This is a genomic window from Bradyrhizobium sp. USDA 4506 (genome assembly GCF_054058795.1).
In genome coordinates this window covers 2,194,240-2,206,203 of the sequence record NZ_JBSSBM010000002.1, presented here as the reverse complement: position 1 = coordinate 2,206,203, position 11,964 = coordinate 2,194,240, and the positions used below count along the sequence as shown (strand labels likewise).

Annotated in this window: 11 protein-coding genes and 1 pseudogene; 8 read left to right on the top strand and 4 right to left on the bottom strand. The window is 64.0% G+C overall.

The features are described from left to right. Positions 1-144 precede the first annotated feature (144 nt). The gene (locus ACVIHF_RS12385) at positions 145-1,017 is read left to right on the top strand and encodes a bifunctional helix-turn-helix transcriptional regulator/GNAT family N-acetyltransferase (protein WP_141342111.1); all 873 of its coding nucleotides are present in this window, start codon (positions 145-147) and stop codon (positions 1,015-1,017) included. 70 nt (positions 1,018-1,087) lie between these two features. Next, on the top strand, positions 1,088-1,585 hold the full coding sequence (locus ACVIHF_RS12380; protein ID WP_253608994.1) for a peptide deformylase: 498 nt from the start codon (positions 1,088-1,090) through the stop codon (positions 1,583-1,585). 125 nt (positions 1,586-1,710) lie between these two features. On the opposite strand, the pseudogene ACVIHF_RS12375 reads toward ACVIHF_RS12380, so the two are convergent. Beyond that, positions 1,711-2,974: pseudogene (locus ACVIHF_RS12375) on the bottom strand (serine hydrolase domain-containing protein). Between the two features lie 188 nt (positions 2,975-3,162). Then, positions 3,163-3,636, bottom strand: a complete 474-nt coding sequence (locus tag ACVIHF_RS12370; RefSeq protein WP_253608996.1) for a VOC family protein — start codon at positions 3,634-3,636, stop codon at positions 3,163-3,165. Positions 3,637-4,115: 479 nt separating this feature from the next. Here ACVIHF_RS12370 and ACVIHF_RS12365 point away from each other — a divergent pair, with 479 nt between their 5' ends. Continuing rightward, entirely contained in the window at positions 4,116-4,952 is an 837-nt protein-coding gene (locus ACVIHF_RS12365) for an IS5 family transposase (RefSeq protein ID WP_253608194.1), read from the top strand. Between the two features lie 44 nt (positions 4,953-4,996). Further along, a complete protein-coding gene (locus ACVIHF_RS12360) occupies positions 4,997-5,650 on the top strand; it encodes a glutathione S-transferase family protein (protein WP_253610030.1) in 654 nt (217 codons plus the stop codon). An 80-nt stretch (positions 5,651-5,730) separates the two neighbouring features. Here ACVIHF_RS12360 and ACVIHF_RS12355 read toward each other — a convergent pair whose 3' ends face one another. Further along, entirely contained in the window at positions 5,731-6,918 is a 1,188-nt protein-coding gene (locus ACVIHF_RS12355) for a serine hydrolase domain-containing protein (RefSeq protein ID WP_253608997.1), read from the bottom strand. Positions 6,919-7,291: 373 nt separating this feature from the next. Between ACVIHF_RS12355 and ACVIHF_RS12350 the strand changes: the two genes are divergently transcribed. Further along, positions 7,292-8,437 (top strand): NAD(P)/FAD-dependent oxidoreductase, encoded by a 1,146-nt coding sequence (locus ACVIHF_RS12350; protein ID WP_253608998.1) that lies wholly within the window; start codon positions 7,292-7,294, stop codon positions 8,435-8,437. Between the two features lie 375 nt (positions 8,438-8,812). After that, positions 8,813-9,049 (top strand): hypothetical protein, encoded by a 237-nt coding sequence (locus tag ACVIHF_RS12345; protein WP_253608999.1) that lies wholly within the window; start codon positions 8,813-8,815, stop codon positions 9,047-9,049. Positions 9,050-9,330: 281 nt separating this feature from the next. Here the strand turns inward: ACVIHF_RS12345 and ACVIHF_RS12340 are convergent, their stop codons facing one another. Further along, entirely contained in the window at positions 9,331-10,227 is an 897-nt protein-coding gene (locus tag ACVIHF_RS12340; protein WP_253609000.1) for a LysR family transcriptional regulator, read from the bottom strand. Between the two features lie 316 nt (positions 10,228-10,543). Here ACVIHF_RS12340 and ACVIHF_RS12335 point away from each other — a divergent pair, with 316 nt between their 5' ends. Continuing rightward, positions 10,544-11,278: an SDR family NAD(P)-dependent oxidoreductase gene (locus ACVIHF_RS12335; protein ID WP_253609001.1), complete on the top strand. Its 735-nt coding sequence runs from the start codon at positions 10,544-10,546 to the stop codon at positions 11,276-11,278. A 30-nt stretch (positions 11,279-11,308) separates the two neighbouring features. Beyond that, a complete protein-coding gene (locus tag ACVIHF_RS12330; protein WP_253609002.1) occupies positions 11,309-11,908 on the top strand; it encodes an NADPH-dependent F420 reductase in 600 nt (199 codons plus the stop codon). Positions 11,909-11,964 lie beyond the last annotated feature (56 nt).

Here is an 11,964-nt window from a genome sequence, read left to right as displayed (position 1 = left end):
ACGCAGCGGCTGACTTCGCGCCGCTGCGTCCCAGGCTGATGCGCGTCGCCTATCGCATGGCCTCTGCACTAGGCGGCAGGGCTCCGTTCGGTCTGGATCGCCGGCCGATTGACGCGGCGACGATATCTGACTAAAGTCAGATATATGCTCGACCCCGTGTCCCGCGTCCGTCGCTTCAACCGTGCCGTGACCTCCGCCGTCGGCGCGCTCGACACCTCGTTCCTCGGGCGCGGCCGGCCGCTCGGCGCGGCGCGCGTGCTGAACGCGATCGGACACGGCCGCGCCGATGTCGGCGAGATCAGGGATTATCTCGGGCTCGATTCCGGCCTGATGAGCCGCCTGCTGCGCAGCCTCGAGGACGAAGGCCTGATCGAGACCACGGCGCATGGCGACGATGCGCGCCGCCGCATCGCACGGCTGACGGCGGCGGGTAGGCGCGAGTTCAACGCCTATGAGGCGATCTCCAACCGGCAGGCCAAGGACTTTCTCACCCACCACAGCCAACGCGAGGCGCTGCTGGCGGCGATGGACCTGATCGCATCGGCGCTCGGCCGCGACGGCACCGCCCTCGATGAGATGGATCCGCGCAGCGACGAGGCGCGCTACTGCCTCGGCGAATATTACGCCGAACTGGCGCGGCGATTCGAGAAAGGCTTTGACGTCAAGCTGTCGCGCGACCCTGAGGCCAAGGACATGGTGCGCCCACGCGGCAGCTTCATCGTGGCGATGTCGGACGGCCTGCCGATCGGCTGTGTCGGGCTGAAGGGCAGCGGCGGCGAGTTCGCCGAGATCAAGCGGCTCTGGGTCGCACCTGGCGCGCGCAGCCTCGGCCTTGGCCGCCGCCTGATGGACGCAGCCGAGCAGGCCGCACGCGAGCTCGGCATCGCGGTGTTGCGGCTCGACACCAACAGCGCGCTGCCGGAAGCCGGCCAGCTCTATCGCAGGACGGGCTGGACCGAGATCCCGCGCTTCAACGACGACCCCTACCCCGATCTGTTCTTCGAAAAGCATCTCTGAACGGCGCGCCGCACGCGGTGCCCGGGATCAGCATGTTGTCCGGCGCGATGCACTGGCCTAAGACACGGGCATGACCATTCGCCCCATCGTGCGCTATCCCGATCCGCGCCTTGCACTGCCGGCCGAGCCGGTGACCATGTTCGACGAGGCGCTGCGCGAACTGGCGCAGGACCTGCTCGAGACCATGCGCGCGGCGCCCGGCATCGGCATCACCGCGCCGCATATCGGCGTATCCCTGCGCGTCGTGGTGCTCGAGCTCGATGCCAGCGAGGGCGCGCGGACCTATGTCAATCCGGAGATCATCCGGACCTCGCCCGAGATAATCCTGCACAAGGAAGGCAGCGTCTCGATGCCCGGGGTCAACGACGAGGTCGAGCGTCACGCCCGCGTCCGCATCCGCTATCAGGATCTCGACGGCAACATGCAGACCGAGGAATCCGACGGCCTGCGCGCCGTGTGCCATCAGCACGAGATCGATCAGCTCGACGGCGTGTTCTGGATCAGGCGGCTGTCCCGCATCAAGCGGGAGCGCCTGATCAAGCGCTTCGACAAAATCTCGCGGACGTGATCGTAGCCCCGCATGAGCGAAGCGACATGCGGGACAAGCCGCGATCAGCAGACGGAAAGGCCCCGGATATCGCTGCGCTCATCCGGGCTACGCGTCTTGCGCGAGCGAACCAACCTGCCTTCGTCCTACCCTCCCGCCATCAGATCCTTGGCCAGCGCCATGTAGGCCGGCAGCGTCACAGGGTCGTTGGCCGCGTTGCCGGCGGCCGGGTGCGAAGCGTAGCGCGCGATCACCATCTCGGCCTTCGGATCGATATAGAGGCCCTGGCCATAAACGCCGCGCGCCATGAAGGCGCCGTGCGCATTGTGCGTCACCCACCATTGATTGCGGTAGGATGCCCCTGGCAGCGTGGTGTAGCCGGCAGGCTTGAATTTCCCGGGATCGCCGCCGCGCGCGATGTCCTCGACCACCTGAGACGGTACGATCTGGCGGCCGTTGAAGCGGCCGTGGTTGCGGATCGTCTCGCCGAACCGGGCAAGATCGCGCAGCGTCGTCGACAATCCGCCGCCACCGCTTTCGGTGCCGATGCGATCGACGTGATAATGCGCATCCTCCTCGGCGCCCATCGGGGCCCAGATCCGCTCGGAGAGCAGGTCCGATAAGGTCATGCCGCTGGCACGGCGGCAGATCCAGGCCAGCACGTCGGTGTTGACGGTCTTGTAGGCGAACGCCTTGCCGTGCTCACCCAGCTTCTGCTGCGCGCAGAGGAAATCGAAGATATTGGTCGCGCCCTCATAGCCCGGCTCGATCGGCGCCATGCCGTTGGCGCGCCGCAGCCCCCACACGTCGGAATTCTTGTCGGTATAGACCTCGGTGTATTTGAGGCCGGTGGTCATATCCATCGCCTCGTGCACGCGGGCATCGCCGAACGCGCTTGCCTTCAGCTCCGGCACGTAATCGGTGATCGGCGCCTGCGGATCGATCTTGCCCTCCGCAATCAGGATGCCGGCGAGCGTGCCGGTGAACGATTTGGTCACCGACATCGCGATGTGCGGCTTGTGCGACCTCAGGGCGCCGAAATAGCGCTCGTAGATCAGCTTGCCCCGGTGCAGCACGGCGATGCCGTCGGCATAGGTCTCCTCGAGCATGCGCGCGAAGGTCATCGGGCGGCCGTCCATCGTCACCGATGCCCGACGCGCCGATATCATGGTCTTCGCGCGGCAGCACCGACGCCGGCCCTGCCCCGCGCCAGACATTCACGGTCGGCACCAGCTGGCGGATGTTGCTCCAAGCCCAGCGCAATTCGGGGAAGCTGCGGAACGAGCCGTTCTGGAAGGTGATGGTCCTGTCCTGCGGCGGCGGAAAGCCCTGCATCCAGCCAAGCGTCTGCGGATCGGATTCGGCGGCGGTGAGATTTTGCTGTTGATTGGCGGCGGCTGCGACGGACATCAGGACTGGCTCCAGAGCTGCGAATGCGAATTTCGTATCACGCGACAGCACCAGGCACATCCCGCGTTTGCGCCGGGGTGATCGTCGCGGCGAGCGCACGCCGCAACGCAAATGGCCGCGCGCCGCACATACCGGCTCGATCGGACACCTGACTATCGAGCCCGGGCCAAATCATTCCACCACGCGGATTACCCCGCCGCCGCGCGCTCGATCGCGGCGATGTCGATGTTCTTCATCGTCATCATCGCCTCCATCGCGCGCTTGCCGGCGGCGCGGTCGGCGCTGTTGACGAGCTCAAGCAGCCGCCGCGGCGTGATCTGCCAGGCAAAGCCCCAGCGATCCCGGCACCAGCCGCATGGCAACTCCTTGCCGCCGTTGGAAGTGACCGCATTCCAGTAGCGGTCGGTCTCCTCCTGGCTGTCGGTGAGCACCATGAAACTGACCGCCTCGTTCGGCACGTAGTTCGAGCCGCCGTTCAGCCCCACGAAGCGGCGGCCGAGCACGGTGAACTCGACCGTCAGCTCCTCGCCCTGCCCGATGCCCGGTATCGGCGATTGATGGCCTGCGCCGACATGACTGTCGGGAAACGTCGCAGCATAAAACTCCGCCGCTTCGCGCGCCCGGCCCTGATCGAACCAGAGGCATGTAACGAGATCGGTCATGGCAGTCTCCTTGTTTGCGCGCAAAGGACGATTGGCGAAGACGGCAGCCGACATCGCGGCAACAGGCTGATGAAAAATATTTGCGGAACCTCGTTCGTCACAACACCCGCCTCTACACCCGATCGTCGTCCTGGCGAAAGGACCCATAACCACCGCAACTGATTGGGAACGGGATCACGGCCCCAGCGTCGCATAACAATTGAGATTTGGGGTAATGGGTCCTGGCTTTCGCCAGGACGACAGTGAGTGTGTGGCATGGCCTCCATCCCCAATCGTCGTCCCTGCGGGTTCTCGCCTTTGGCAGGACCGGTCCCGGATTTCGCTGCGCTTCATCCGGGCTAGGCTTGGCCAAAATATTCCGGAATCAGCTGTCGGGGCGCGCGCCGCCCGCTCGTCCTCAGAGCCTGACTGAAAAATGGGTGAGTGATCTCAGTGGGGTGTGATTCCATCGGATTTGCAAAGATTCGAGGGAGAGCACGATGCCCTGGACCAAGATCACTCGGGAGCAATATCGGCGGGACGATCTGCGTTATGCAAGCGATATGACCGATGCGGAGTGGGCGCTGATCAGACGCCTGTTGCCGCGAGCGAACCGGCGCGGCCGGCCGCGTAAGACGGAGCTGCGTCGTGTGATCGAAGCGATCCTCTATATCGTTTCGACCGGCTGCCAGTGGCGGGCGTTGCCGCAGGAGTTCCCGCCCTATTCGACGGTGCAGGGCTATTTTTATAGATGGCGGGATACAGGCCGGTGGCAGAGGATTGTCAGCGTGCTTGTCCGACGGGCGCGAAAAAAGCTTGGACGGACACCGAAGCCGACGGCAGCCGTGATCGACAGTCAAAGTGCGCCAACCACGCAAGCTGGCGGACCGCGCGGCTACGATGCAGGCAAGCGCATCTACGGCCGCAAGCGGCACATTGTGACGGATACCAATGGCCTCCTCCTCGGGGTTCATGTTCATCCCGCCAACGTTCAGGACTGCCATGGCGCCGTACCGCTGCTGAAGAACGTGCGGATGAACTTCCCCCGGCTGCGCCACGTCTTTGCCGACCGGGTCTACCGCGGAAATCAACTCCTCGACGCGCTCTCAGACTGCGGTCCATGGACTGTCGAGATCGTCGAGCGGCCTCAAGGCGTCAAAGGCTTCCAGCTTCTGCCGAGGCGGTGGGTGGTTGAACGCACATTCGCTTGGTTCGGCAGATGCCGCCGCCTCGCCAAGGACTTCGAGGCGACGGTGGCAACCGAAGCTGCCTGGCTGCTGATTGCACACATCAGGCTCCTGACCCGCAGACTCGCGGCTGCAGCTAAGGTTGGGTGATTTATGAGTCAGACTCTCAGGACGCAAGGACATGGAGAGAAACGATGACGCCCATCATTACCGCCTTCGAACGGTCGCCCGATGGCGGCAAGGGACTGGCGCGCGATACGCGCGTTCGCTGGGCGCTGGAAGAAACGGGCCAGCCTTACGAGGTTCGCCTTGTTTCGTTCCAGGCGATGAAGGAACCCGCGCATCTGGCGCTGCATCCCTTCGGCCAGATTCCGACCTATGAGGAAGGTGATCTGGCGCTGTTCGAGACAGGCTCGATCGTGCTCCATATCGCCGAGCGTCATGCCGGCCTGCTGCCCGGCGATGCCAATGCCCGCGCCCGCGCGATCACCTGGATGTTTGCCGCGGTCAACACGGTGGAACCGCCGATCCTCGAACTCATGACCGCCAGGATTCTGGAGAGCGACAAGCCCTGGACCAAAGACCGCCTGCCGCTGGTCATGGATCGCATCCGCGACCGGCTGACGCAACTCTCCCCCCGCCTCGGCAAGGCCGACTGGCTCGACGGCGCGTTCAGCGCGGGCGACCTGATGATGGTGTCGGTGCTGCTCAGGCTGAGAGCATCGGGCATTCTCGAAGAATATCCGGGCCTGTCCGCCTATGTCGCCCGCGGCGAAGCCCGGCCGGCTTACCAGCGCGCTTTCGAGGCTCAGTTGGCGGTTAACACGGGTAAACCACCGACCGGCTGAGGTTGGCGACAACAGGGACAGCGCTCTCGCGCAGACGACAAAGCCGCCGGACATCGGTGCACTCGTCCGGGCCAGGTTTGCTAGTCGAATGGATCGTGTTCTGGCAGCGGTTCGGTCAGTTCGAAGCCTGGATGAAGCTGCGAAATAATCTCCAGTGCGGTGCGGCCGGGTGCGATCCCCGCGGGGTGCACGCGGGACGCATCGAAATACTGGTTGCTCAGCACCGCGACACCGCATTGCAGTTCCGGCACGACGATCACGATCGCTTCGAATCCGCCTCTGCTCGTCGCGCCGTTCTTTGTGAAAACGGTATGGCCCTGCGCGTCCGTGGTGATCTGCCAGGCGAGGCCCATGGTGACGCTGGTCTTCTCCCCGCAGATGGGGAATGTCCCCTGGTTCTGCTGCGTCAGCGCGATTTGCGACCCGAGCGGCCCGTTCGGGGCCGCGATCTGCGCCGCGAGAAACCTGATCATATCGTCGCCGGTGGTCTTCAGATCAAAGGCCGTGCCGCCGGTCGGCGTGTTGCGGTCGAAGACGATCTGGTATGGCGGCTCGGAGCTCTTGCTCCAATGCCCGATACATCCCTGCGCGATCTTCCACGACGAATTGAGCACGGCTCCGGTCTGCTTCATGCCGAGTGGACCGGTGACGTATTCGGCCAAAATTTCGTTGTAGTTATGGCCCTTGTCTTTCGCAAACATCTGCGTGACCGCAAAGCCCAAGGTCACGAAGCCGATGTTGGAATACTGCCAGCAGCCTTGCGGCGGCGTATCATATTGATTCCACCAGTTGATGAGTTCACTGGAGGGCGGCTCGTCCGCAAACAGCTGCTCGCTGTAGCCAGTCAAGCCGTCCCCCGGCTGCTCCGGCATGCCGGAGGTATGGGTGGCGAATTGCACGAGCTGGATGGCGTCCAGCACCGGCGTTCCCACCGCGTTCGCGCTGAAGAGGTTCAGATAAGGGCCGATGGTATCGTCAAGAGTGGGCCCACCAGCCTTGACCGCCACCGCCAGCAATGTGCTGGTGAACACCTTGGTCACCGATCCGATCTCGAACACCGTGTCGGTCGTGACACTGAATGGCGCGGGCGAAGAGCCGGCCACGCCTGACAGTCCCTTGGGGTAGACGTAGCCCTTGGTGCCGAACGACTTTTCGTCATAGACCGCGATGCAGCAGCCAGGGGCGTTGCTGATGTCGAGATATTTTTTTGCCGCCTGTTGAACGATCTGTGCCGGACTTGTCGTCGCCTCGATCATCTGGTCGCTCATTTCGCCCTCCTGCCGGTGAAGATGCACCATGTTAACCCTTGGTTGCATCATCTCATATAACGCCGTTCAGCGCGAGTGAAATCACCGTGACTATTTGTTTCAAGTTCGCTCAGTGGAGCGTTCGCGCGGAAAAACAGCGTCGTCAGACGCCGGCTTGCGCCGACTTCCCGGCAGTCGCGAAGAGTCTCGCGGGAAATCGGGGCCGGGTTAGCCGAACGCGTAACCTGCTGCCTCGCGGCCGGCTTCAAGATGTGGCGGATTACGCTTCGCCGGTCCACCTGCGCGCTCAGCTGGATTATGCTTGCTGCCAGGGCATCGGAAATGACATGGTCGATCTCACACTGCCGATGCAGGCAGAGCGCAGGACTTCTTCGTGAGCCCCAATCAAGCGATCAAACTTGCGGTGATCGGACGCGGCCTGATCGGATCGGCAGCTGCGCGGCATCTGAGCAAGATGGGCCACGATGTTGCGCTGATCGGGCCCGATGAGCCGGCGGATTTTTCGCGCCATGGCGGCGTCTTCGGCAGCCACTATGACGAGGGCCGCATCACGCGGAGTTACGATCCGGGGCCGTTCTGGCGGCAAGCGAACCGCGCCGCGATTTCGCGCTACGGCGAGATTGCAGCGGAGAGCGGCGTGGAGTTCTATCGGGAAGCTGGAGCACTTCACATCGGCCGCAGCGAAACCAGCGATGTTGCTTCGATCGGCAGGATCTGTGCCGAAGACGGGATCCGGTGTGAAGCCTATCATGATGCGGGGCTCGCGGAGCGCTTTCCGTTTCTGAAATCGACGGCGGGAATGCAGGGTTATTTCGAGCCGCACAATGCCGGATACATCAGCCCGCGCCGCCTGGTCCGCGCGCAGACGATCGCGGCGGAACGCGCCGGCGCCCGGATCATCGACGAACCCGCGCTGGGGATTTCGGAAAGCGGCTCCGGCGTCACGATCCGGACGCGATCGGGGAGCGTCGAGGCCGAGCGCGTTCTGGTTGCGGCGGGCGGGCACACCCAATCGCTGCTCGGCCGCTCCCTGGGCTTTACGGTCTATGGGCGGACCGCGGCGCTGTTCCGGCTTGGTGCGGCGGAGGTTCAACGCCTGGCCGGAATGCCGTCGATGCGTTGTCTCGGGCCCAAGGGCGACAATCCCTACATCCTGCCTCCGATCCGCTATCCGGACGGCCAGACCTGGCTGAAGCTCGGCGGCGATCCGGTCGATCTTCCGCTCGGCAGCGAGGCCGATATCAAGAACTGGTTCCGCTCGGGCGGATCGATTGAGGTTGCCGATCGGCTTCAACAACAGATCCTTGACCGCATTCGCGACCTCGCTTTCGAGGAGCGCCGCGTCGTGCCTTGCATGACCACATTCGGCGACAGCGGCCTGCCCTGCATCGGACCACTTTCAGAGCGCGTCACAGTCGCCTTCTGCTGCTACGGCAAGAGCGCAAAATGTTCGGACGAACTGGGCCGGCTCGGCGGCATGGCGCTGCTCGGCGAGGTCCGAGCGGAGCTCGCGCCGTGACGGAGTTTTGTGCGGCGTTTGCGTCCGAAAGTTCCTAGGCACGGGTAGCCCGCACGAGCGCAGCGATATGCGGGACGCCACGACACGCCCCGGATATCGCTTCGCTCATCCGGGCTACGCTTGCTGAACCCGTAGGAGCGTCAACGCGCACGTAACGCACCCTCACGATCATCACGCGAAGACGTGATGGATTACGCTTCGTTCATCCGGCCTGTCGGTGATGGTCTGCATCGCGCGACACAACGGCGAGGATCGCATTGCTCACGCAGCGTTGAGCCGGCGTGAGTGATGATTGCATTCAAGTCCGCCGTCGCCGTGCACAAATATCTGACGAGGCCAGACTCCTCGGCCCCATAAACAAAACGGAGAAACTCCATGACCAACGTCAAACTCCTGTCGGCTTCCTTGATCGCGGTTGCCATGATCGCGTCGCCGGCAATGGCGCGTGAAACCCACGCGATGTCCCGCCACGTCGCGGAGGCGAGCGCCGCCGCGCCGACCGAGCCCGTCTATGTCGACGGTCGCGCCTGCATTCCGGCGCCGCGCGTCGGTTCATTCGCCACCGCGCCCTGGACCGGCAACAATGTCCCCTGCGAGCCGGGCCCATATTGATCGCTCAGCGCGCATCGATCGGTCGGGCGGCCTCCTAGCTGCTTGACCGCCGTGGTGTGCCATCGCGACGATGAAACAGCGAGTAGCCCGCATGAGCGCAGCGATATGCGGGGCACCACGCGACACACGGATAGAAATGCCCCGGATATCGCTTCGCTCATCCGGGCTACGCTTTGCTACCGTCAGCAGCGCAAGGGAATTGACCGCGATTTTCGCTTGGTGCAATCGCAGCTCGCCTCCGACCGGATTGCGGCAAGCGCCATCGGCGACCTGCCCGCGCGTCAGTCGCGTGATACGGACAGTCCGGCGAGAAGCGGCGCGTATGCGGTGAGCCTGCGGGATACGAACTCCGTGAAGAGCCGCACGCGCTTCGTCTTGCGTGTCTCCCCCTGTGTGAGAAGCCAGAGCGTTCCGTACATGTGCAAGTCGGTGCCCGGCACCCTCACCAGCAGCGGGTCGGCATCTCCGACGAAGCACGGCAGCGTCGTCATGCCGATCCCCTGCTGCACCGCGACGATCTGCGCCGCGGCATCTGTGGCCCTGAACGGAACCTCGGCGGCGCGAACCTCACCCTCGTGGGCCCAGTCCGGGATTCCGTGAATACTTATGACGATCCACCTGACGGGGTCAGGCGCGCCCGCGCGCCACGCGGCCAGTCGATCGCGGGATATGTAGATGCCTCCGAACAGCTCCGGTCCCTTCAAGCCGTGAAGATTGAGCGGCAGGGTTTTGCGGTCGTAGACGACGCGGATCGCTACATCGGCCTCCCGGTTGGTCAGATTTGCCAGCTCGCCGGACGACAAGATTTCCATCTCGATATCCGGATGCAGTCGCGCGAAATCGGAGAAGTCCGGCATGAGCAGGTGTGTCGCGAGGGGCGGCGCCAGCGTCACCCGCAGAAGCCCGCGCACGCCCTGGTCGCGGCCGAAGACGCGCGTCTCCAGCTGGTGCGACGAGGCCTCCATCTGGTCCGCGAGTTCGAGGACCTCCTCACCCGCAGCCGTCAGGCGGTAGCCCGAAGGCAGCTTCTCGAACATCTGCGCTCCGAGCCGCTCCTCCAGTTGGGCGACGCGTCGCAGCACGGTCGAGTGGTTCACCCCGAGGCGCTCGGCGGCAGCCCGCACCGAGCCTCCGCGCGCGACGGCAAGAAAGTAGCGAACGTCATCCCAGTCGATCATGGTGCAATCCAGCACCGCTGGGGTGCGCCTTCCAAAGCCCGTCTCCAGTACGTCGAACAGCATCTCGTATGTGGGTAGCACGGGCGATCATCATAGCCCAAGCCGAATAGCCACGCCGACAAACGCGCCCCAATTCCGAACGGCGGACACCAATCGTCGCGGCTGGCGTCAGTCATCCGGCCGGATCGATTTCGCACCACCGATGTGCGCGCTTCCGCACTCAACGCCTGACGCCGGCGGAGCTACGTCGAGGTTCTCGAGGGCCATCTGGCAAATGGGACCAGAGACGCTGTCCGGCACGACGAAAGGAGAAGTCATGGGAAAGCTTGAAGGTAAGGTTGCAGTCATCACGGGTGGATCGAGCGGCATGGCGCTGGCGAGCGCCAGGCGGTTCGTTGAAGAAGGCGCATATGTTTTCATCACGGGCCGAAGGCAGGAGGTGCTCGACGAGGCCGTCAGGCTGATCGGCCGGAACGTAACCGGCGTGCGCGGCGACGCGGCCAATCTCGACGACCTCGATCGTCTGTTCGACACGGTCAAGCGGGAAAAGGGCAGGATCGACGTCCTGTACGCGAGCGCCGGCATGGGCGAAGCCGTCCCTCTGGGCGAGATTACCGAGCGGCATTTCGATGCGACCTTCAACCTGAATACGCGCGGAACGCTGTTTGCGGTTCAGAAGGCGTTGCCGCTGTTCAACGATGGCGGATCGATCTTCATGACCGGGTCGGTCGCGTCGGTAAAGGGCTTTCCCGGTTACGGCGTGTATGCGGCAAGCAAGGCGGCGTTGCGCTCATTCGCGCGCACCTGGCTCAACGAACTGAAGGGCAGGAATATCCGGGTGAACGTGCTGAGCCCGGGGCCGATCGCCACACCGATGCAGGACCAGGTTCTCGACGAGGCGGCGAAGCGGATGTTCGAATCCCTGATCCCGCGCGGAAAGATGGGTCGTCCCGAGGAAATTGCGGCGGCCGCGCTGTTTCTTGCCTCAGACGATTCGAGCTTCGTGAATGGGGTGGATTTGTCTGTCGACGGCGGTTTTTCGGCCATCTGAAATCGAATCAACACGGATCGGAGAAGCACTATGAGCTACGCGATTGTAGGATTCGGTAAGATAGGCCAGGCCCTCGCCCACGCCTTCGCCCGTAAGAACATCGACGTGACCGTCGCGAGCCGCCGGCCGCCCGAGGCGTTGGCGCCGCAGGCTCGGGCGATTGGACCCACGGTCGTCGCCAAGTCGTTGCGGGAAGCGCTCGAGGCCGACACAATCATCCTGGCGGTCCCGTTCGGGGAGCATCGCGAGGTCGCGAAGGCCCTGCCGAGCTGGAAAGGCAAGACGGTGATCGACGCGATGAACGCGTTTCCAGTCCCTGAAGAGCTGGACGGCCTGCCGTCCTCCGCCTTCGTCGCGAAGGCGTTCACCGGCGCCAAGCTCGTCAAAGGGTTCAATCACCTGATTGCGGCCATCTTGGCTGCCGATCCGATCGTCGAGGGTGGGCACCGGGTGGTCTTGCTGTCTGGTGACGACGAGGACGCGGTCGCGCCTGTGGCGGCCTTGGCGAAGCAACTCGGGTTCGCACCCGTCAAGCTGGGAAGGCTCAACGAGGGTGGCGCGCTGGTGCACGCACGCGGCCGCACTTGGGGCCCGCTCATCTTCCAGGATTTGTTCAAGAAGGAGCAGTGATTGATCCCGGCCGTGTGATTTGACCGAGAAGTGAGTAGCCCGCATGAGCGCAGCGA